Genomic DNA, 19,928 nt, shown 5'->3' with positions numbered 1-19,928 from the left:
CCCGAGAGAGATGAGTTCGCGGTGTCCCGGAATGCCTTCGAAGACATCCCGGGACACCCGTTCGGCGACATGCAGCTGATCCGTCTGGACAATCCCGTACGCAACTACGCGTGGGGCTCACGGACGACCATCGCCGCGCTGCAAGGCAGACCCTTTCCCACCACTGAGCCCGAGGCGGAAATCTGGATCGGGGCACATCCGGCGGCGCCGTCCAGAGTCACCGCCCGGACGGACCTGCTGGCCGCGATCGAGGCGGACCGTTCAGGCATTCTCGGCCCTGAACGCGACCGCCTTCCCTTCCTGCTCAAAGTACTTGCGGTGGCCAAACCGCTGTCGATTCAGGTGCACCCCGACTCACAGCAGGCGGTGTGCGGGTTCACCCGGGAAGAGTCGCTCGGCATTCCCCGCGATGACCCGACGCGCAACTACCGCGACGACTGGCCGAAGCCAGAGCTGCTGTACGCCGTCACCGATTTCGATGCGCTCTGTGGCATCCGTGAGCCGAGGGACGCCGCCCGCTTGCTGCGAGATCTCCCCGGTGAACGGCTGCAACGGATTGCCGGCGTCCTTGAAGAGCGCGGGCCTGGCGAAACGTTCGACCTGCTCAACTCCTGGCCCATCAACGATCGTCGCGCTCTAGTCGCGGAAGTACGCATAGGCGGGACTCAAGCGCGCATGGGCGAGACCGAAGCGCGCATGGGCGAGAGTGAAGCGCGCATGGGCGAGAGTGAAGTACGCATGGGCGGGCCCGAAGCGGCACTGCGCGCTGCCGCGAGGATCGCGGCGGACCAGCCCGACGATCCGGGATGTGTCACCTCGCTCCTGCTCAATCTGGTGACGCTCACGCCCGGACAAGCCCTGTACGCCCGGCCTCGCACCATCCACGCCTACCTGCACGGGACCGCTGTCGAAATCATGGCCTCGTCCGACAACGTGCTGCGCGGAGGCCTTACTCCTAAGCACGTGGACCAAGCCGAACTCGCAGCCGTCGCGGATTTCACACCCACCAAACCAGAGGTCATCGAGCCGGTAACGCTGCCCACAGGCGAGGAGATGTACCCCGCGCCAGTGGAACAGTTTCAACTGACGAGGCTTCGCCCGCGCCCCCTCATCACGATCCCGGATCCCGGCCCCAGCGCGATCCTCGGCCTTGTGGGTTCCCTCACCGTGACCCGAGGCGACACCACGCACCTGCTGAATCCCGGAGAGGCGCTGTTCGCGCCGCACAACGGCGACAACAAGCTGACCATCGGCGGACAAGGGCTGGGATTCCGAGCATCGATCCCCACCTTCCCGGCAACCGGATGACCAGCAGGCCAGTAGGGGCAGGCCAGCCGGTAGGGGCTGCGCCTGCCGGGCTGCCACGTCCGTGAAGATCGAAAGTTTTGTGTAACTACAGGTGCGCACGAGCATTATGGTGCATTCTGAACACGCCTTATTCCGTTATGCCCCGTGTGCGCGGGGTCGACGAGTCCCGCGCGCCTGTCGCCAACGCTCACAAGGACCCGATGGATGGCAGTACAAGCAGGTCGATCACGCATCGAGCGCGTCGCGCTGGAACGCGCGTTCCGGATCTGGCTGGTCGTGGCGATCGTCGGTGGCGGCGCCTGGCTGGGAACGCTTCTGGCGGTGGACGAGCAGTCACGCACGCTGGTAGCGGCGGCCGGCGGCGGCGTGGCCGCGCTGATCGTGAGCCTGGCCATCGGTGTCGCGGCTTACTACGCCGAGTACGCGCGGAGTGTCCGCGGCCGGCTGGCGCAGGTCGAGAACGAGAGCGGCCAGCTGGAACGCAGGCTTCAGGAGCTGGTCGACGGGCCGCTGCCCGCGCTGATCGGAAGGCTCCAGAAGGGGGCGGCACCGGACACGTCCTTGGCCGAGCTGAGGGCCACACCTGACCAGCCGCTGGGCCGGCTGGTGAGCGTGGTGGCGGAGGGCGTCGCCGCGAGCGAGCGGGGCGCGGCACAGGCCAGGGCCGACCTGTCCGTCCTGGAGGACGAGATCGAGCGGCTGGCCGACTCGACGCTGCCCGACATGACCAAGCGGATCCGCGGCGACCGCGCCTCGGCGGCCTCCGCGCTGGCCGAGCTGCCGGCGCCCTCGAACGCCGCGCTGGAACGGCTGCTGCGTGACCTCGCCGACGACTTCGCCGCGGGGGAGCGCACCAGGGCGTCGGCCATGGCGGCGTGCGCGAGCGCGGCGGCACGGATCCAGGCGCAGACCACCCGCATGCTCGCCCAGCTGCGGGAACTGGAGGACCAGTACAACGAGGACGAGGTCTTCGGCGACCTGCTCGACCTCGACCACCACGTCTCCCAGATGGGACGCCTGGCCGACAGCATCGCGCTGCTCAGCGGCGGGCGTACGGGACGGCGCTGGACCAAGCCCATCGTGCTGGAGAGCATCATCCGTGGCGCCATGGGCCGGATCGCCTCCTACCAGCGCGTCCAGTACCACTCGACCAGCACCGCCGCCGTCGCCGGGTTCGCAGCCGAGGGCGTCATGCACGTGCTGGCCGAGCTGATGGACAACGCCGCCAACTTCTCCCCGCACGGCACCGCCGTGCACGTCTACGCCGAGGAGGAGGGCGCGGGCGTCGTCGTCACCATCGAGGACAGCGGCCTGGGGATGCGGCAGCGCGAGCGGGAGCGCGCCGAACGGCTGGTCTCCGAGGCCTCCGACCTGACGTCGCTGCCCGGAACCCGGCTGGGGCTGGCGGTGGTCGGACGGCTGGCGGGCAAGCACGGGCTGAAGGTCAACTTCCGGCCGTCCTCGCGCGGGGGCGTCGGCGTGGTGGTACTGATCCCGCGCCAGCTCATCAGCCACACCTCCGACGACGCCTCCAGGGGAACGCTGTCGGAGTCCATCCAGAGCGCGCCCAGGGGCGTTCCCTTGCCCGCCCGCGAACCCGCCGCGGTCGGGGCCGCAGTGGCGACGCCGGAGGCGGACGCCTCGGACGAAGCGACATATCTGCCCAAACGACGTCGCGGCGCCACGCTCACCGGGACCTCCAAGAAGGAGGCGGCGCCCGCTCCCAAGCCCCGCGATCCGGGGGCGCGGTTCGCCGCGTTCCGCGAATCCGCCTCGGGACGCCTCCGGCCGCCCGGCGACAGCACGGCCAATCCCACGTCAGAACGCACCACGTCCGCCAAAGACCCAGATCAGTAGGGCTCATGGCCTGGCGGCCCGTTCGGCGGACGGGCCGCCTGGCTGACCGGTCCCGGCATCTTCGTCCGGACCGCAGGATCGACAGATAGGAGGCAGGGGCGCGTAGCCACGGCGGGTGCCGCCCCGTGATCTCGATGAGCACCGAAGAGCGCCAACTCGATTGGCTTCTGGCGTCCCTCGTGGACCGGGCCCCCGGCATCCAGCACGTCCTCGTGCTGTCCAGGGACGGTCTGGAGATCTGCCACACCCCCCAGCTGGACGATGACAAGGCCGACCAGCTCGCGGCCATCGCCTCGGGAATCCAGAGCCTGTCCCTGACGGCCTCCCACGAGTTCGGCAGCGGCGTCGGCGCCGGCCAGTCGATGGTGGAGTTCGCCGGTGGGCTGCTGCTCATCATCCCGGCCGGCGAGGGGGCGCACCTGGCCGTCGTGGCCCACGAGGACGCCGACGTCGGCCTGGTCGGGCACAGCATGAACGAGCTGGTGGAGCAGATCGGCGGCTATCTGACCGCAGCGCCGCGAACCCACTCGCCGACATGAACGTGCGTGCCCTGAAACACGAGGATCCCGATCGGCTCTACACCGTGACCGGTGGCCGCAGCCGGATCGACGACGACGCCCTCGACCTCGTCACGCTGGTCATCGCCGAGAACGACCCGGCGCCCGGCATGCAGTCCGAGCACGTCACGATCCTGCGGCTGTGCCGCCACGAACCGGTGGCGGTGGTCGAGCTGTCCTCCCATCTGAGGCTGCCGGTGAGCGTGGTGAAGATCCTGCTGCTCGATCTGCGCGACACCGGTCACATCACCGTCCGCCATCCGACCTCGGCCACCTCGACGACCCACCTGGCCGACCTGGAAACGTTGAAGCAGGTGCTCGTTGGACTCGAAAGTCTCTGACCGGGCAGCGGAACCCGGCCCCGCGGGCGAGGTGCCGCTGCGCCGCACCGCACGGGATGCGCTGAAGATCGTGATCGTGGGCGGTTTCGGTGTCGGCAAGACCACCATGGTCGGCTCGGTCTCCGAGATCCGCCCGCTGAGCACCGAGGAGGTCATGACGAAGGCCGGCGTCGGCATCGACGACGCCAGCCGCGTCGCCGACAAGCGCACCACGACGGTCGCGTTCGACTTCGGCCGGATCTCGCTGGACGAGCACCGCGTGCTCTACCTGTTCGGCGCCCCCGGCCAGGAGCGGTTCTGGTTCATCTGGGATCAGCTGTTCTCCGGCAGCCTGGGCGCGGTGGTGCTGGTGGACACGCGCCGCCTGGAGGACTCCTTCTACCCGCTCGACCGGCTGGAGCACCACCAGATGCCGTTCGTGGTGGCCGTCAACCGGTTCGACGGCCCCGACCCGCAGCCGTCGCTGGACCAGGTGCGCGACGCGCTGTCGCTGGACGGGGACGTCCCGCTGGTCGACTGCGACGCCAGGCTCCGGGGCTCCAGCAAGGACGTCCTCGTCACACTCGTCCGGCACCTCACCACGCTCCACGATCCGTCCGCGCCCCATGACCCTGCCGCACTCCAGGAGGCCGCGCAGTGAGCGACGAGAACGTCCGGCCGCCCGTCGACGAGGAGGCCGTCCGCCTGTACGGGCAGGAGTTCGACCAGCGGCCGAAGGACTTCTTCCAGCGGATGCGGCGCGAGCAAGGCCCCGTGGTGCCCGTCCTGCTCGAAGGCGACATCCCCGCCTGGTACGTGATCGGGTACCGCGAGGTCAACCACGTCACCAGCAATCCCGGCCTGTTCGCCCGCGACACCCGCCGCTGGAACGCCTGGGACATGGTCCCCGAGAACTGGTCGCTGTTGCCGTTCGTCGGATGGAACCCGTCGGTCCTGCTCGCCGAGGGCGAGGACCACCAGCGGCGCAGCGCGGCGATCAGCGACGCGCTGGACGCCGTCGACCGCACCGAACTGGGCAACAGCAGCGAGCGCCTCGCCGACGAGCTGATCGACGAGTTCGCCGGGGACGGCGAGGCCGACCTGATCGGCCAGTTCGCCGACCGGCTCCCGCCGCTGGTGATGGCCGAGCTCTTCGGCGTTCCGGGCGCCGAGGTGCCCGACATGATCCGGGACGTCCAGTACGTGGCGGGCTCCGACGAGAACGCCGTCCCGGCGCACCAGCGGCTCCAGGAGCTCTTCCGCGGGCTGGCCGAGGCCCGCAAGGCGCGCCCCGGGCAGGACGTCATATCCCGCCTGATGGAGCACCCCGCGAACTACACCGCCGACGACCTGCGCAACGACCTGCTGATCATGATGAGCGCGGGTCACCTGCCCACCGGCCACTGGATCGGCAACGCGATGCGGCTGATGCTGGTCGACGAGCAGTTCGCCGTGACGCTGCAGGGCGGCCGCGGCAGCGTCGTGCAGGCGCTCAACCAGGTGCTGTGGGAGGACACGCCGTCCCAGAACGTCATCGGCCGGTTCGCTGTGCACTCCTGCGAGCTGGCCGGACGCAAGATCCGTCCCGGTGACATGCTGATCATGGGGTACGCCGCGGCCAACGAGGACCCCCAGGTGCAGCCCGCCGGGCACGACGTCGGCGTCGGCAACCGCGCCCACCTGTCGTTCGGGCACGGCGACCACGGCTGTCCCTTCCCCGCTCCGGAGCTGGCCGAGGTCATCGCCAGGACGGCGGTCGAGGTGCTGCTCGACCGGCTGCCGGACATCGAGCTCGCGGTCAAACCCGACGAGCTCATGTGGCTCCCGTCGTTCTGGGTCCGCCGCCTGGCCGCCCTGCCGGTCACGTTCAGCCCGGCCACCGTCTCCCACCGAGGCGGCTGAACCTTGGTGGGCGACGGTGGGCCTCTCACCAGCACTGAACTGGTGAGAGGCCACAGGGACGATCAGGCGGAGACTACTTCTGGCATTCGCGTCCCTTGCAGGTGGTGAGTTCGCGCAGCATGGACTTCAACTTCCTCAGCTGACCTGGGGAGAGGCGCCCGACGGTGTTGTCGAGCTGGTGCGGGTCGCGGCGGATGTCGTAGTACTCGCGCTGGCCGTTGGCGTATTCAACGTAGAGCTCACGAGCGGTGCGCAGCGCGTTGTAGGTCGGGGGATTGCCGGAGGGCGCGGCCTGGAAGTCAGGGTCGGAGGTCGAGTTGTTGGGGCCGTGGTGCTCGACGAGCACGCCGTCCCGCTCGTTCCGCGGGCGCTTGCCCTTGAGGTAGGGCACCAGCGAGATGCCGTCCACCTGCGCCGGGGGCCGCGCGCGGCCGAGCTCGGTGAAGGTCGGGCACAGGTCGGTGTTCTGCGTGAGCGCGCTGACCGTGCGCCCGGCGGGCACGCCCGGCCCGGTGACGATCAGCGGCACCTTGATGTCGGTATCGTACGCCGTCTGCTTCCCGCCCATCAGCCGGTGCTCACCCATGTGGAAGCCGTTGTCGGACGTGAACACGAAGTAGGTGTTGCGGTCCGCGCCACTGGCCTTGAGCGCGGCCTGCATGTCGCCGATCGCCTTGTCGATCGCCAGCACCGACCGTGCACGCTTGCGGAACGTGGTGTCGAGCTGCTTGATCTGCTTCTTGGTGAGCTTCGAACGGCCCTTGATCCAGGCGGGCTTATCGGACATGTCCGCCTCGTTGAAGGCAGGCGTGCGCGGCACCTTGGCGTTGGGGAACTTGCCCTTGTCGCGCGGGGCCGGGGTGGCAGGGCCGTGCGGCGTGAAGACCGAGAGCTCCAGCATGAACGGCTTCTTGGCGGCGACCGACCGCTTGGCGAAGTCGATGCCCTTCTGCGACAGCACATCGGTGAGGTAGTCGGACGGCTTCTTGCCGTACGAGACGACGCGGCCGTTCTCGTTCAGCTTGTAGTTGTAGTTCGGGTAGCCATTCCCCGCGACGTACCACTCGGTCCAGCCGGGCGGAACCGGCATCGTGGGCTGGTAGCCGTTCATGTACTTGCCCAGCAGAGCCGTGTTGTATCCAGCGGACTTCAGCGAGGTCGCGAAGGTCCGCTTGTGGTTGCCCTTCCGGTTGAACGTCGCGTAGCCCCCGTCGGAGCCCCCATTGGTGAAGACCCCGGTGTTGTGCGGGTAACGACCGGTGAGCATCGTCGCCCGCGAGGGGCAGCACAGCGAATCGGTCAGGAAGAAGTTCGAGAACGTTGTGCCGCTCTGCTGCATGCGCTGGACGTTGGGCATGTAGCGGAGCAGATTCGAATGCAGGTCATCGGTGAGGATGAACACGATGTTCGGCCGAGACTTCGGTCCTGCCGCACTTGCCTTCTCTGCGGCGGGCTGTATGGGCGAACCGGTGCCGCAGGACGCCGCGGCGATGACCGCCGTGGCGGCGGCAGCGGCCACCGTGATTCTCCGAGAGGCCATGATGCGCCTTCCTGGTGTCACGAGGGGATGATCGTCCGGAAGTCTAGACACCACGTTTATGCGCTACTTATGGCGAACCTGGGAAATCCCTGGGAAATCCGGACGTGTGATCATGCCCTGGGTCCTTTCGGGCACCGTGCACCGTCGGATGGCCGGGATCGGCCGACCGCCGAGCCGTCTCCGGTCTCGGGAGAGCTGCCGCTTCGACTGCCTGACTACCGGCTCTTGCGCCTGATCTCCGAGGGGCCGGTGAGCTCGGTCTATCTGGCCGAGCAGATAGACCTCGGGCGGCGGCAGCCACCATGTGGTGACGCGGTTCAACCCATTCGGCGGGGGGCGGTGGAGTCGCGGACGACGAGGCGGCAGGGCATGCGGTGCACGCCGCCGCCGGCGCCGCCGTCGATGGCGGTGAACAGGTGCTGGGCCGCGGCGCGGCCGAGACGTTCGAGGTTCATGTCGACGGTGGTGAGGGGTGGCCGGGCCTCGGTGGCGAAGACGTCCCAGTTGTCATAGCCGACGACGGCGAGGTCGTCGGGGACGTGGCGGCCGAGCTCGTGGGCGGCCTCGGCGACGCCGTAGGCGATCTGGTCGCTGCCGCAGAACACCGCGTCCAGCTCGGGGACGGTCGTCAGCAGCAGTTCGGCTGCCTGCCGGCCCCAGCGTTGTGACCAGGCGCCGTGCAGCACCTCGCCTCCGGCGAGTGGCAGACCCGCCTCGTCCAGGACGGCGCGCATCCCGGTGGCGCGGTCCCTGGCGGCCAGGTAGTCGACGGGGCCTGTCACGTGCGCGATGTGACGGCGGCCCAAGGTGAGCAGGTGGTTGACGGCCAGTCCGGCGCCACCGATGTCGTCGGGCACGAACGACACATCCGCCGGGTCTGTGGAGGGCCCGTACGCGTACACGACGGGAATGGGCAGGTCGTCGGTGATGGACGGGCGCGGGTCGGTGCTGTCCGCAACGACGATGAGACCGTCGACGCGGCGGGCGAGCAGCGTGCGGATGTAGTGCTGTTCGCGGATGGAGTCGCCGCGGCCGTCGCAGAGCAAGACCGACATCTGGCCCGCGCCGAAGGCGTCCTCGGCACCCAGCAGCACCGGGAGGCTGAACCGGTCGACCCCGTCGGTGAGCAGGCCGGCGGTTTGCGTGCGGCCGCTGAGCAGGCCGCGCGCCAGGGCGTTGGGCTGGAAGCCGAGCTCCTCGGCGACCTGGAGCACCCGGGCCCGGGTCTCGGCCCGTACCTGCTCGCGCCCGTTGAGCGCCTTGGAAGCGGTGGCGATCGACACTCCGGCGCCGGCCGCGACGTCACTGATCGTGACTGATCGCTTCCGTCCCATCGCAGAAAACCTTTCGTATAGGCCGACAGAGGCCGACATCGGCCGCACAAGGACACTTTCGCATAACAGGCCGTTGACAGGGTCTCTCACCAGGTTTATAGCTCTAATCAGTGTACCGAAAACCTTTCAGGTCGTTTTCGGGACGATGGTCCGTGTGACGCCTTACACACGTTCGGTCTCCAGAAGGAGGGGCCATGAAGACCAATCGATGCGCCGTGGGGGTGCTCGCGCTGGGACTCGCGCTGGGCGCCTGTGGCGGCGACGGCGACTCGGGGGATTCCGGGAGCGGCACCACGATCACCATGTGGACCCGGTCGCCCACGGAGGCGCAGTCCCGCAGGCTGGTCGACGCCTATAACGCCTCGCACAAGAACAAGGTCAAGCTGACCGTCATCCCGGTCGACAACTACCAGCCCCGTATCGCCGCGGCCGCCGGGGCCCGCAACCTGCCCGACGTCTTCGCCGCCGACGTGATCTTCGTGCCGAAGTACACCTCTCAAGGGCTCTTCCTCGACCTCTCCGATCGGATCGCCAAGCTGCCGTACGCCGCCGCCATGGCGCCGTCGCACATGAAGCTCGGCACGCATGAGGGACGCAAGTACACCCTGCCGCACACGCTCGACCTGTCCGTTCTCTTCTACAACAAGGTCCTCTACAAGAAGGCGGGCCTCGACCCGGAGAAACCGCCACGCACCCTCAAGGAGTTCGCCCAGCACGCCACCACCATCCGCAAGAAGATCGGCGGCGACACGTACGGCACGTTCTGGGGTGGATCCTGCGGCGGCTGCTACGTGTTCACCTACTGGCCGTCGATCTGGGCCGCGGGCGGCGAGGTCATGGACGAGCAGGGCACCCGCTCCACCATCGACGCCCCGCAGGCACAGCAGGTCTTCCAGACCTACCGGGACCTCTGGGCGAACGGCGTCGTCGACCCGGCCGCCAAGGACGAGAAGGGCGCCACCTGGACCGGCGTCTTCCCCAAGGGCAAGGTCGGCCTCCTGCCGATGCCCTCCACCACGCTCGGGACGATGCCGGAAAACGACAAGGTCAAGGTGGGGGTCGCCCCCATCCCCGGACCCGACGGCGGGGAGTCGACGTTCGTCGGCGGGGACTCCGTCGGCATCTCGTCGACGTCCAAGAACGCGGACGCGGCGTGGGACTTCATCTCCTGGACCATGTCCGACCAGGCCCAGACCGAGATTGTGGCCAAGAACAAGGACGTCGTGGCCCGCACCGACCTGGCCGGCAACAAGTACTCCGCCACGGATCCCCGGGTCGTTCTGATCAACGGCATGGTGGCCAAGGGCAAGACGCCGTTCGCCATGAACTTCGGCCCCACCTACAACGACCCCAACGGGCCGTGGCTGCAGGTCGCCAGGGGAGCGGTCTTCGGAGACGACGTCGGCGGCGCGCTGAGGACCGGCGCCGGGAAGCTCACCACGGCACTGAAGCAGTAGTGAACCGCACCGAAGCAAGGGTGAACCGCACGGAAGCAGGAGTGAGGATGAGCGTGACCTCCGTCGGATCCCGCGCAGAGACGCCGGCCGATCGTGCGCGGGATCAGCGGCCGGCGCCGCGTCGGCGGCCGTGGTGGAGGTCGCGCGGCCTGGCGGGGTGGGGGTACGCCATGCCCACCGCCGTCGTCGTGGCCGTGTTCTTCCTGCTGCCCCTCGTCATGGTCTTCTGGATGTCGCTGCACCGGTGGCCGCTGCTGGGCGATCCGACCGCGAACTTCCCGGACGACTACACGCGGGCGCGCGACAACCAGTTGTTCCGCGACTCGATCTGGTTCACCCTCAAGTACACGGCGATCATCACGGTTCTGTTGTCCGGGACGGCGCTCGGACTCGCCCTGCTCGTCCAGGAACGGCGACGTGGCACCGGCTTCTACCGGACCGCGTTCTTCCTGCCCTGCGCGGTCGGGTTCGCGTCCGCCTCGCTGCTGTTCTACGGGCTGTTCAGCAACAGCATCGGGCCGCTCGACCCGATGTTGCGCAAGCTGGGCGTCATCGACGAGCCGGTCGCCTGGACCGGAACCCCGAACATGGCCCTGTTCTCCACGATCGTCCTGGTCCTGTGGCGGTTCGCCGGGTTCAACATGCTGATCCTGCTCACCGGGCTGCAGGGTATCCCCGTGGAGGTGTACGAGGCGGCCCGGGTGGACGGCGCGTCCAGGTGGGCCACGTTCCGGCACATCACCCTTCCACTTCTGCGGCCCGCGATCGCGCTGATGCTCACGCTCAGCGTCACGGGCTCGCTGCTGGCCTTCGACCAGTTCTTCATCCTCACCCAGGGCGGGCCGGACAACAGCACCATGTCGATGGTCATGGTGATCTACCGGGAGGCCTTCGTCCGCTTCGACCTCGGCGCGGCCGCGGCGCTGTCGGTCGTGGTGCTCGCCGTCCTGATCGTGCTGAACGTGTTCCAGCTGGGGGTGCTGCGGCACCGGACCCGAAAGGAGAACGGATGAAGGCCCGATTCGGCTTCGGCTTCCACGGCGCCGGGGCGTCTCTCGCCGTGCTGTTCCTGTTCCCTCTCCTGTGGAGCGGCTACTCCTCGCTCAAGGGCCAGCCGGGAAGCGGCCAGTCGTCCGGCTTTGGCGTGGGCAACTACACGAAGATGGCCGATTACGGAGAAGGGCTGCCGACGTACCTGTTCAACAGCGTGGCCGTCTCCACCATGACGGTCGCCGGCACGCTCGTTGTGTCCGGCCTGGGCGGGTACGCGTTCGCCCGGTTCTCCTTCCCCGGCAAGAACCTGCTGTTCCTCACGACCCTGGCCATCCTGATGGTGCCGTACGCGACGATCCTCATCCCGCTGTACGTGCTGCTCGGATGGCTGCACCTGCAGAACACCCTCGTCGGGCTCAGCCTGGTGCTCATCATGTTCCAGCTGCCGTTCGCGGTGTTCATGATGCGCAACTCCTTTGAGGCCGTGCCCAAGGAACTGGAGGAGGCCGCGCTCGTCGACGGCTGCACCACGTTCACGGCCCTGCTCCGGGTCCTGCTGCACGCGGTGCGCCCCGGGCTGATCACGGTCGGGCTCTTCGCCTTCCTGACCGCCTGGAACGACTTCTTCGCGCCGCTGATCCTGATCAACGACGCCGCCAAGTTCACCTTGCCGGTCGCCACCGTGAGCATGCAGCAGCGCACGTTCGGCGCCATCGACTACGGCGCGCTGGAGGCGGGTGTGGTGGTCATGGCGCTGCCGTGCCTGGTGCTCTTCCTTGTCCTTCAACGCCACTACGTGCGGGGATTCATGTCGGGAGCATTGCGTGGTTAAGGGACCGGTCGTTCCGACGAGAGGCGTGCTGCGCCCGCTCGGTGTCGATGAAGTACGCCTCGCCCCCGGCTTCTGGGGCGACAGGCAGGAGTTGAACGCCTCGGTCATCCTCGGCCACTGCCTGGAGTGGATGACCCGTACCGGATGGATCGGCAACTTCCGTGTCGCCGCGGAGGGACGCCCGCCCAGCGAGCTCAACGGCCGGGAGTTCGCCGACTCGGAGGTCTACAAGCTGCTGGAGGGGCTTGCCTGGGAGTCCGCGCGCGCCGGTAAGGACGCCACCGGGCTGGAGGAGATCACCGGCCTCGTGGCCGCCGCCCAGGAGCGGGACGGCTACCTCAACACCCGATTCGGGCCGCACGGTCCGGGCCATCGTTACCGCGACCTCGAATGGGGCCATGAGCTCTACTGCTACGGCCACCTCATCCAGGCGGCCGTGGCTCGCGCCCGTACGCATGGCGAGGACGACCTGACCGGGGTCGCCCGGCGCGCGGCCGATCACGTGTACCGCGAGTTCGGACCGGACGGCAGGGCGGGGGTCTGTGGCCACCCCGAGATCGAGATGGCCCTGGTGGAGTTGTCCCGGGTGACCGGCGACGACCGCTACCTGGAACAGGCACGCCTGTTCGTGGAACGGCGCGGCAGGCCGGCACTCGCGGACATCGAGTTCGGCCGGACCTACTTCCAGGACGACGTCCCGGTCCGCGAGGCCCGCGTAATGCGCGGTCACGCCGTACGCGCTCTGTACCTGGCGAGCGGCGCGGTCGACGTGGCCGTGGAGACGGGCGATGACGAACTGCTGCAGGCGATCATCGCGCAATGGGAACGAACGGTGGCCGCCCGCACGTACATCACCGGCGGGATGGGCTCGCGCTACTCCGACGAGTCCTTCGGCGAGGACCACGAACTGCCCCCGGAACACGCGTACTCCGAGACCTGCGCGGCCGTCGCCTCGGTCATGCTCGGCTGGCGGCTCCTCCTGGCCACCGGCGACTCTCGTTACGCCGATCTGGCCGAACGGACGCTCTACAACGTCGTGGCCGCATCACCCGCCATGGACGGGCGCGCCTTCTTCTACGTCAACACACTCCAGCAGCGTGTCCTGGGGCCACCGCGCGTGGAGGGGCAGTGGCCCTGGGGACGGCCTCCGGTGGGCCGCCGGGCACCATGGCTCGCCGTTTCGTGCTGCCCGGCCAATCTCGGCCGGACACTGGCGAGCCTCTCGGCGTACGTGGCCACCGCGGACGACCACGGCGTCCAGTTGCACCAGCTCACCTCATGCACGATCCAGACCTCCCTGCCTCGCGGCAGCGTCGGCCTCCGTGTCGAGACGGGATATCCCTGGTCAGGCACCGTGACCGTTCGAGTCCTGGAGGCGCCTGGCGGGCCGTGGCGGATCAGCCTCCGCGTCCCGGCGTGGGCCGACGGCGCGTCAGTGTCGTGGGACGAGCCGGGGATGTACGGAGAGCCGGGGTCGTACGGCGAGACGCGGCAGACCGCGGATCCAGGGCTCGTCACGATCGAACGCGACTGGCGGCCGGGGGATGAGCTCCAGCTCGACCTCCCGATGCGTCCTCGCTGGACCCGGCCCGACCCGCGCATCGACGCCGTGCGCGGCTGCGTCGCGGTCGAACGGGGCCCGCTGGTCTACTGCGCGGAATCCCCAGACGCACGGCTGGACTCGCTCGGCGTGGATACCGCGACATCCCCTGCTGAGAGCACCACTGATGATCTCGGTTCGGCGGTGACTCTGACCGTGGACGCCTGCGAGACCCGCCCGGAGGAGACGCCCTGGCCCTACGGCACCGATCCGAGCCTCCCGGCGGGCGCCCCGGAGCCCCTCACCCTCATCCCGTACCACCTATGGGGCAACCGGGGTTCCGCCACCATGCGGGTCTGGCTCCCTGACGCCGGCCTGAACACCTCGGCCCGGCGGTGATGTGACACCGCCGGGCCGAGGCGTTCGACGTGGCGCCTCTACGGCTGCTACATGTTGCACTTCTTTGTCGAATTCGCGACCACGGACTTCGCCTTGCCCGGGGTCTTCTTGTTGCCCTTCGTGCGCGGATTGACCTTGAAGCAGTAGAAGTTGTCGCGGACTCCGTTGTTGTAGACGGTCCAGATGGTCCGCTTCTGGTTGCAGTGGTTATTGAAGTAGACCTTGGTGGAGATGCTTCCCGCCTTCCAGGAAAGGTTGATCTTCTTTCCCTTGGGAGACTTGCACTTGAAGCTCTTGCGCGCCAGAATCTGCGCGCCGCCGTCGGTGCTCTTGCTGGCCTTGGCCGTCGCGACAGCGGCCTTGGCGCCAGTGGCGGACCGGTCGGGCGTCGCCTGCGCGGAGCTCATCGGCGCGGCGACACCCATCGTGGCGCCGGCAATGATCACGAGGGCGGCGGTTCTCCTTCGATTCATGCTCTTCCTGACTCTCGGGAGTGGACTTTTCTGCCGGAGGTCGGAGACCGGGAGCAATGTCTAGCGGGGGAAGGTGATCTTCTTTACCCCGCTGCCCCAGGTGTTGTGCCACAGCCTCTTGTGGCCCTTTGTGCGCGCGTTGACCTTGACGTCCCTGTGCTTGCCGGAGAAGTGGTACCAGACCCTGATGGTCCGCCGCTGATTGCAGTGGTTGTTGAAGTAGACCGTGATGGATTCCCTGGCCGGCTGCCAGGAGATGTTGAGCTTCTTCCCCTTAGGGGAAGTGCACTTTGAGCTCTGCCGGATCACCTTCTGGATGCGCACGTCCTCTGCCGCGGCGCTCTTGGCGGCGGGTTTCTCCGCGGCTGGACCGGCGGGGGTCGCGGCGGCGGGGGACACAACCGTTCCGGCCGCGACAATGGCGCCTGCCATGGCGGCCATTGCCGCCGTTTTTCGGTGGCTCATGTTTCTCCCTCCAGTCTGGAACTCGACTGGCCGCAAATCCTAGGCACCGGTCACATGCGCCGACAGGAACCTTAGAACTGGCTTTCACTAGTGCCGCGGTACCACCGGGCTGAGCAGCGGCGGTGAATCAGTCCTAGGCACTGATCAGCGCTCATTGGTGTTCCTTCGAAACCGTGCCGATGGCTCCTCGGCACTAATAGGAACTTGGTCCCTCGGGGCCTGTGGGCCCAGGAATATGACTCATAGGCTCCCGGGCAGCCGAGGAAGTTCCGTTTCAGAGAAGGGAACACTCATGAGCTGCAGGAAGCTGGTGCCCGCATTCGCGGTGCCTGCCATCGGCCTGGCGATGCTGGGCGCGCCTTCCGCCTCCGCCGCCAGCCAAACCACCGCTCCCGCCGTCAAGGCCACCTCCGACGGCGGAGGGACCGCCGAGATCCAGACCCGCAGAAGCTGGGCCTGCTCGAAGCCGAAGGGCAAGAAATTCAACATCTCTTACAACGAGGCCCGCGACTCGACGACATTCTATTTCAACAACCACTGCAAGACGAAGCGGACCATCAGGGTGATGGTCCGCGCCAACAGGGGCAAACCTCACCAGCATGCCTGCATCACCGTCAATCCCGGGACGAAGGGGAAAAAGAAGGTGTGGCACCAAGGCTGGAACATCCACAAGGTGAGCTCTCCAAAGAAGTGCTAGCGCGGATGAGATTCATCATCAGCGCGTTCGGCTCGTCGGAATCCCAGGAAGGAATCATGCGTACTCTCAAGCTCGCCGGAATCTTCGCCGCCGGCTGTTCCCTGGCCCTGGTGGCCGCTCCCGCACAGGCCGCCCCCACCGCCAAGCCCGGCGACACCGTCACGATCCAGGCCAAAGACAGCATCAAGTGCGGCAAGGGCGTCGGTGGCAACGCGAAGGTGAACTTCAGCTGGAACAAGGGGAAGTACACCACCAAGATCTACTTCAACAACCACTGCAAGAAGAGGAAGAAGATCACCGCCGCCGTGGTGCTGCGCCACCACAGCTCGGTCGTCGGCTGGGAGTACGTCTGCGTGGCCCTGGACACCAACGGCAAGACCAAGGGCAGCAAGAAGTACAAGACCAGCTACTACAACGTGTGGCGGGTCGAGCGGGGCCACAAGACCAAGTGGTGCAAGGTGAGGTAGTCACCTGGCCGGCCTCATGCCTGCACGGCCGGGTGGTCGATCCCGGCCGTGCAATGCCGAACGGTCATTCCACAGTGATCAGGGAGTACATTCCCTTGGCCCCGAGCCGGACGCCATCGGTCAGGTCGATCACCCAGGTGATGACCGCGTACCGGCCGGGCGTCAGCGGTGTCTGGAGCACCAGGGCGCGGCCCGGAGACAGCGGCGGGGTGCCCAGCGGGGCACCGGCGAAGGGCGGCTCACTCCATTGACCGTTCTGGACCCCGTCGAAGAACTTCTGCAGGTCGCGTTCGGTGGTTCCGGGACGCACCGGTACGAAGATGGCCTCGTTGACCTGGTTCATGTGGTTGGTCACCAGCAGCGGGGCGCCCGCCCGGATCCGTGACGGCAGCTGGAACCTGGGGCCGGCGGCCGTGTGCGACATGCCCACGACCGCACCGGGCTTGGGCGCTCGTCCGACGTGCCGCTCACGCTTGACGGTCAACGTGTGCAGCGCCTCGGGGCCCGCCGGGGTCTCGGTCTCGAAGTCGAGATAGTTGAGCAGGTAATACGTGCCCTGCCGCAAGGTGGTGGTGAACGTCGTCGGCCGTCCCGGCTGGGACTCGGCTCCGCCGAGCAGCTCGGCCTCGGCCATCAGTGCCCGGCCCGCCGGGACGGCGACCCGCGGGTCGTTGGAGAACACCTTGCCCAGATGATCGGCGAAGCTCGCCGGCGTGGCACCGGGACGCAGGCGGACCAGGCCGATGATGCTGCCCAGGTCCCCGGTCGCGGTGGTGGTCACCCGGAACGAGGTGGGGCCGCTGGTATGTGAGGACGGCGCGGTGAAACCGTCGTCATCAGCCCGGATGTCGACGACGGGTGCGGCGGGACTGGCCTTGCCGGGAGCGGGACTGGCCTTGGCGGGAGCCGGAAGCACGGAGACGGACAGCGCCGCAGCCGCGATCATTCCGAGGATTTTTCCTTGCCACATCGGGACTCCTTCTAGGGAGGTTGTGATGAGCAAGACCCTAGAAATGCGGCTAGGCCGCCCGACAGCACCCGCAGATGTATCTTGCGCGCACCGGCTAAATCTCCGGAAGTACCCTCCATACGACCGGACGCCGACGTAACACCTGACGAGCCCGGTACCGGGACTGCGGACCTCAGCTCCTCGGCCGGGCACTGCGAAGGACCTTGTCGATCACGTCCTGCTCGGCAGGCGGATTGCGGCCGCCAGCCGCCGGATGACCTCGGCCTCGGCTGGGGTCGCATCCTCTGTCGGTGCGTGCTCGGTGATGGCCGCGCCCACCACGCCGTCCACCCGCGACACCAGGTCGATCAGGCGCTCCGCCGTCACCCCGTCCGGATAGGAGTAACACACCGAACGGAAGTCGGCGGGGTCGAGGACGTCCAGATCGACGTGCAGATAAACAGGGCCGGTGAGGCCGTCGAGCGCCTGCTCGAAGTCGTCGACGCCGTATGTCCGGACGCCCTTGGCCTTGAGATACGCGTGCTCGACCGGTTCGTTGGCGCGTTCTCCCGCGATCACCACCTGCGCGGGTGTCAAAGGCTCGGCCGGGTTGAGCGGGGCCGGGCCGTCGCCGAGCAGCGCCCGCACCACCATTCCGTGGAACGCCCCCGACGGCAGGTCCTCTGGTGCGAAGACGTCGGGGTTCGCGTCGATCCAGAGGAGCGTGAGGTCGTCGCCATACCGGGCGCGGGCTGCGGCGATCGGAGCCAGGTCCACCGCGCAGTCGCCGCCGACGGTCAGCACCACGTCGTCGATCCCGGCCAGGGCCTTCTCCGTCAGCCGCAGGGTCTCGACGAGCACGTCGAGCGCGCGCACGCCTTCCGCTCTTGTCCCGGTCCGGTCGGGCACGGGCACCGTGACCGTGGCGTCCGCCTCGACCAACTCGGCGGTGCGAAGCGCGCCCTCCCGCAGATACGGAGCCCTGTCCGAAGCCGATCCTTGCCATTGCGGAACGCACAGCACCGTCGTCATATCGCGAAGCTACTAGCAGAGATCTTCGCGATGCCAACGATTTCGCGCGGCCCCCGCCGTGCATCGCTTCAGCGTTCGCCCGGGGAGGCGGCCGGGCCGTGGTCGAAGCGGGTGCGAGGTGTGGGGAAGGGGCCTCGGCGGGGCGGATGGAGCTCGCGGCGGGTGGTCGTGAGATCCATGATGTCCGCGACCTTGGTGCGCAGTGCTGGGAGCATCGCGTAGAGCCGGTCGCCGGGGCAGGCCGTGGCGACGTAGTCGCGGTGGCCCACGATGGCCTCGAAGGGGTCGAGGTCGTAGGTCTCACACAGCCAGGCGCAGGTGTACGCGAGCTTTGACCAGAGGCGCTTGGTGGGAACCTCGGTCAGGTAGGTGCCTTCGTTCTCGATGCCGATCGTGTGGTCGTTGTGACCGAGGGTCTGGGCACCCCTCACGTGCTGGCGGGTGGCGATGGCCTCCAGGCTGCGGTTGCGGCCCTCCATGAGGAAACCACCGCGGCTGATGGTGAGCTGCTGTCCGGTGTCGTCCCAGCCGTTGGAGTCCATGTGGAAGTTCTGGATGGCTCTGGACAGGCCGAACGCGTGCTCCAGCGAGTAGTCCGTGGAGTTCTCCGAGGCGGTGTGGTGCACGACGATGTGGTCGGGGGCCTTGGCGAGCACGGTCGCGGTGACCTTCGGCGGACGTGCCTTCCAATTCGCCCGGGTGTAGACGCGGGTAGCGGCCTGCGCCTCACGAGGGTTGAACGGCAGCGCGCCCAGGACGACACCACCGGTCATCGCGGCTGTGCCGAGGAGCAGTCCTCGACGATGCAGGTGCGGGGAACGGGACATGGCGGGGGACTCCTTCACGTGAGAGTTGTTGATCTTAGGTGGTCGAAGCCGCGGCGGCGAGGCCGAAACGCCACGGAAGCCTCCTGAGGTGCAACTGGAAGGTTGCACCTGGAGAGAGCTATGTGCAACTCTGTGGTTGCACTAAACGCGCACTGTGGTCATGAAAGAGGAGAACGCCCAAGTGGATCTGCAACTGGCAGGCAAGACCGCGGTCGTCACCGGCGGCAGCAAGGGAATCGGCCTGACCCTCGTCCGCACCCTGCTCGCCGAGGGGATGCGCGTGGTCACCGGCTCGCGCACCATCACGGCCGAGCTGAAGGAGACCGCGGCCGTGCCCGTGACCGTCGACCTCTCCACGACCGACGGACCGGCCCGGCTCATCGACAGAGCCATCGACGAGCTCGGCGGCATCGACCTGCTCGTCAACAACGTGGGGGTCGGCGATACCGACGACTTCGCCAAGGGGGCCAAGCTCAACCTGCTCGAGCTTCCGGACGACGCGTGGGAGCACACGTTCAACCTGCACTTCTACAGTGCGCTGCGTGCCAGCCGCGCCGCACTCCCCAGCCTGATCGAGCGCAGGGGCACGGTCATCAACATCTCATCGATCGGGGCGCGCACCCTCGCCGCCGGGCCCGCCGACTACAACATCTCCAAGGCCGCGCTCAGCGCCCTCACCAAGGTGATCGCCGAGCAGTTCGGGGACCAGGGAGTACGCGCCGTCACCGTCTCGCCGGGACCCGTGGACACCGGGGTGTGGACCGACCCCGACGGCTTCGTCGGCCGCCTCGCCAAAGAACAGGGTGTCTCCCACGAAGCGTTCGTAGAGCAGGCGATGGGCGGGCTCGGCGTGACCACCGGCCGCATGAGCACATCACAGGAGGTAGCGCGGCTCATCGCCTTCCTTGCCTCACCCAACAACATGACCGGCCACGAGTACTTCATCGACGGGGGGCTGGTCAAGAACGTGTGACGATGG

General features: G+C 67.8%; 20 protein-coding genes. 13 read left to right on the top strand and 7 right to left on the bottom strand.

Annotation, left to right across the window (positions count from 1 at the left end; all coding sequences use genetic code 11):
• Positions 1-21 precede the first annotated feature (21 nt).
• From manA to ACH34W_RS32545, 6 genes are all read left to right on the top strand, one after another.
• Positions 22-1,308, top strand: a complete 1,287-nt coding sequence (gene manA, locus ACH34W_RS32570; protein WP_395964979.1) for a mannose-6-phosphate isomerase, class I — start codon at positions 22-24, stop codon at positions 1,306-1,308.
• A gap of 204 nt (positions 1,309-1,512) precedes the next feature.
• On the top strand, positions 1,513-3,165 hold the full coding sequence (locus tag ACH34W_RS32565; protein WP_395964978.1) for a sensor histidine kinase: 1,653 nt from the start codon (positions 1,513-1,515) through the stop codon (positions 3,163-3,165).
• A 134-nt stretch (positions 3,166-3,299) separates the two neighbouring features.
• Positions 3,300-3,704: a roadblock/LC7 domain-containing protein gene (locus ACH34W_RS32560; RefSeq protein WP_395964977.1), complete on the top strand. Its 405-nt coding sequence runs from the start codon at positions 3,300-3,302 to the stop codon at positions 3,702-3,704.
• Positions 3,701-4,063, top strand: a complete 363-nt coding sequence (locus tag ACH34W_RS32555) for a DUF742 domain-containing protein (protein WP_395964976.1) — start codon at positions 3,701-3,703, stop codon at positions 4,061-4,063. The genes ACH34W_RS32560 and ACH34W_RS32555 overlap by 4 nt, the downstream gene beginning before the upstream one ends.
• The gene (locus ACH34W_RS32550; protein ID WP_395964975.1) at positions 4,044-4,703 is read left to right on the top strand and encodes a GTP-binding protein; all 660 of its coding nucleotides are present in this window, start codon (positions 4,044-4,046) and stop codon (positions 4,701-4,703) included. The genes ACH34W_RS32555 and ACH34W_RS32550 overlap by 20 nt, the downstream gene beginning before the upstream one ends.
• Positions 4,700-5,944, top strand: a complete 1,245-nt coding sequence (locus ACH34W_RS32545; protein ID WP_395964974.1) for a cytochrome P450 — start codon at positions 4,700-4,702, stop codon at positions 5,942-5,944. Before ACH34W_RS32550 ends, ACH34W_RS32545 begins: the two co-directional genes overlap by 4 nt.
• 73 nt (positions 5,945-6,017) lie before the next feature.
• Here ACH34W_RS32545 and ACH34W_RS32540 read toward each other — a convergent pair whose 3' ends face one another.
• Entirely contained in the window at positions 6,018-7,484 is a 1,467-nt protein-coding gene (locus ACH34W_RS32540; RefSeq protein WP_395964973.1) for a sulfatase, read from the bottom strand.
• Positions 7,485-7,801: 317 nt separating this feature from the next.
• On the bottom strand, positions 7,802-8,818 hold the full coding sequence (locus tag ACH34W_RS32535) for a LacI family DNA-binding transcriptional regulator (protein ID WP_395964972.1): 1,017 nt from the start codon (positions 8,816-8,818) through the stop codon (positions 7,802-7,804).
• Between the two features lie 194 nt (positions 8,819-9,012).
• Between ACH34W_RS32535 and ACH34W_RS32530 the strand changes: the two genes are divergently transcribed.
• From ACH34W_RS32530 to ACH34W_RS32515, 4 genes are read left to right on the top strand one after another with little or no spacing between them, the layout of a single operon-like run.
• Complete coding sequence (locus ACH34W_RS32530; RefSeq protein WP_395964971.1) at positions 9,013-10,275, top strand: ABC transporter substrate-binding protein; 1,263 nt, start codon at positions 9,013-9,015, stop codon at positions 10,273-10,275.
• Between the two features lie 47 nt (positions 10,276-10,322).
• The gene (locus ACH34W_RS32525; protein ID WP_395964970.1) at positions 10,323-11,288 is read left to right on the top strand and encodes a carbohydrate ABC transporter permease; all 966 of its coding nucleotides are present in this window, start codon (positions 10,323-10,325) and stop codon (positions 11,286-11,288) included.
• A complete protein-coding gene (locus ACH34W_RS32520) occupies positions 11,285-12,100 on the top strand; it encodes a carbohydrate ABC transporter permease (RefSeq protein ID WP_395964969.1) in 816 nt (271 codons plus the stop codon). The genes ACH34W_RS32525 and ACH34W_RS32520 overlap by 4 nt, the downstream gene beginning before the upstream one ends.
• Complete coding sequence (locus ACH34W_RS32515) at positions 12,093-14,039, top strand: glycoside hydrolase family 127 protein (protein ID WP_395964968.1); 1,947 nt, start codon at positions 12,093-12,095, stop codon at positions 14,037-14,039. Before ACH34W_RS32520 ends, ACH34W_RS32515 begins: the two co-directional genes overlap by 8 nt.
• Before the next feature lie 47 nt (positions 14,040-14,086).
• Here ACH34W_RS32515 and ACH34W_RS32510 read toward each other — a convergent pair whose 3' ends face one another.
• Together ACH34W_RS32510 and ACH34W_RS32505 are read right to left on the bottom strand one after the other, a co-directional pair.
• Positions 14,087-14,512, bottom strand: coding sequence for a hypothetical protein (locus tag ACH34W_RS32510; RefSeq protein WP_395964967.1), 426 nt, complete (start codon positions 14,510-14,512; stop codon positions 14,087-14,089).
• Between the two features lie 60 nt (positions 14,513-14,572).
• Entirely contained in the window at positions 14,573-14,977 is a 405-nt protein-coding gene (locus tag ACH34W_RS32505; RefSeq protein ID WP_395964966.1) for a hypothetical protein, read from the bottom strand.
• A 292-nt stretch (positions 14,978-15,269) separates the two neighbouring features.
• Here ACH34W_RS32505 and ACH34W_RS32500 point away from each other — a divergent pair, with 292 nt between their 5' ends.
• Complete coding sequence (locus ACH34W_RS32500) at positions 15,270-15,674, top strand: hypothetical protein (RefSeq protein WP_395964965.1); 405 nt, start codon at positions 15,270-15,272, stop codon at positions 15,672-15,674.
• Between the two features lie 56 nt (positions 15,675-15,730).
• Positions 15,731-16,141 (top strand): hypothetical protein, encoded by a 411-nt coding sequence (locus ACH34W_RS32495; RefSeq protein WP_395964964.1) that lies wholly within the window; start codon positions 15,731-15,733, stop codon positions 16,139-16,141.
• 64 nt (positions 16,142-16,205) lie between these two features.
• Here ACH34W_RS32495 and ACH34W_RS32490 read toward each other — a convergent pair whose 3' ends face one another.
• The 3 genes from ACH34W_RS32490 to ACH34W_RS32480 form a co-directional block, all read right to left on the bottom strand.
• Positions 16,206-17,111: a hypothetical protein gene (locus ACH34W_RS32490; protein ID WP_395964963.1), complete on the bottom strand. Its 906-nt coding sequence runs from the start codon at positions 17,109-17,111 to the stop codon at positions 16,206-16,208.
• A 210-nt stretch (positions 17,112-17,321) separates the two neighbouring features.
• The gene (locus tag ACH34W_RS32485; RefSeq protein ID WP_395964962.1) at positions 17,322-18,122 is read right to left on the bottom strand and encodes an arginase family protein; all 801 of its coding nucleotides are present in this window, start codon (positions 18,120-18,122) and stop codon (positions 17,322-17,324) included.
• Positions 18,123-18,190: 68 nt separating this feature from the next.
• Positions 18,191-18,949, bottom strand: coding sequence for a peptidoglycan recognition family protein (locus ACH34W_RS32480; RefSeq protein WP_395964961.1), 759 nt, complete (start codon positions 18,947-18,949; stop codon positions 18,191-18,193).
• A gap of 160 nt (positions 18,950-19,109) precedes the next feature.
• Here ACH34W_RS32480 and ACH34W_RS32475 point away from each other — a divergent pair, with 160 nt between their 5' ends.
• Entirely contained in the window at positions 19,110-19,922 is an 813-nt protein-coding gene (locus ACH34W_RS32475; RefSeq protein WP_395964960.1) for an SDR family NAD(P)-dependent oxidoreductase, read from the top strand.
• Positions 19,923-19,928 lie beyond the last annotated feature (6 nt).

Origin of the sequence: Actinomadura sp. 6N118 (assembly GCF_044326415.1) — a bacterium.
Taxonomy (GTDB): Bacteria; Actinomycetota; Actinomycetes; order Streptosporangiales; family Streptosporangiaceae; genus Spirillospora.
This window is presented reverse-complemented; position numbering and strand designations above follow the sequence as displayed.

Coding starts and splice junctions, on each gene's coding strand:
- ACH34W_RS32565 (WP_395964978.1), top strand. CDS start 1,513: ATGGCAGTACAAGCAGGTCGATCACGCATCGAGCGCGTCGCGCTGGAA.
- ACH34W_RS32495 (WP_395964964.1), top strand. CDS start 15,731: ATGCGTACTCTCAAGCTCGCCGGAATCTTCGCCGCCGGCTGTTCCCTG.
- ACH34W_RS32535 (WP_395964972.1), bottom strand. CDS start 8,818: ATGGGACGGAAGCGATCAGTCACGATCAGTGACGTCGCGGCCGGCGCC.
- ACH34W_RS32500 (WP_395964965.1), top strand. CDS start 15,270: ATGAGCTGCAGGAAGCTGGTGCCCGCATTCGCGGTGCCTGCCATCGGC.
- ACH34W_RS32525 (WP_395964970.1), top strand. CDS start 10,323: ATGAGCGTGACCTCCGTCGGATCCCGCGCAGAGACGCCGGCCGATCGT.
- ACH34W_RS32510 (WP_395964967.1), bottom strand. CDS start 14,512: ATGAATCGAAGGAGAACCGCCGCCCTCGTGATCATTGCCGGCGCCACG.
- ACH34W_RS32480 (WP_395964961.1), bottom strand. CDS start 18,949: ATGTCCCGTTCCCCGCACCTGCATCGTCGAGGACTGCTCCTCGGCACA.
- ACH34W_RS32530 (WP_395964971.1), top strand. CDS start 9,013: ATGAAGACCAATCGATGCGCCGTGGGGGTGCTCGCGCTGGGACTCGCG.
- ACH34W_RS32555 (WP_395964976.1), top strand. CDS start 3,701: ATGAACGTGCGTGCCCTGAAACACGAGGATCCCGATCGGCTCTACACC.
- ACH34W_RS32490 (WP_395964963.1), bottom strand. CDS start 17,111: ATGTGGCAAGGAAAAATCCTCGGAATGATCGCGGCTGCGGCGCTGTCC.
- ACH34W_RS32505 (WP_395964966.1), bottom strand. CDS start 14,977: ATGAGCCACCGAAAAACGGCGGCAATGGCCGCCATGGCAGGCGCCATT.
- ACH34W_RS32485 (WP_395964962.1), bottom strand. CDS start 18,122: ATGACGACGGTGCTGTGCGTTCCGCAATGGCAAGGATCGGCTTCGGAC.
- ACH34W_RS32520 (WP_395964969.1), top strand. CDS start 11,285: ATGAAGGCCCGATTCGGCTTCGGCTTCCACGGCGCCGGGGCGTCTCTC.
- ACH34W_RS32475 (WP_395964960.1), top strand. CDS start 19,110: ATGAAAGAGGAGAACGCCCAAGTGGATCTGCAACTGGCAGGCAAGACC.
- ACH34W_RS32560 (WP_395964977.1), top strand. CDS start 3,300: ATGAGCACCGAAGAGCGCCAACTCGATTGGCTTCTGGCGTCCCTCGTG.
- ACH34W_RS32540 (WP_395964973.1), bottom strand. CDS start 7,484: ATGGCCTCTCGGAGAATCACGGTGGCCGCTGCCGCCGCCACGGCGGTC.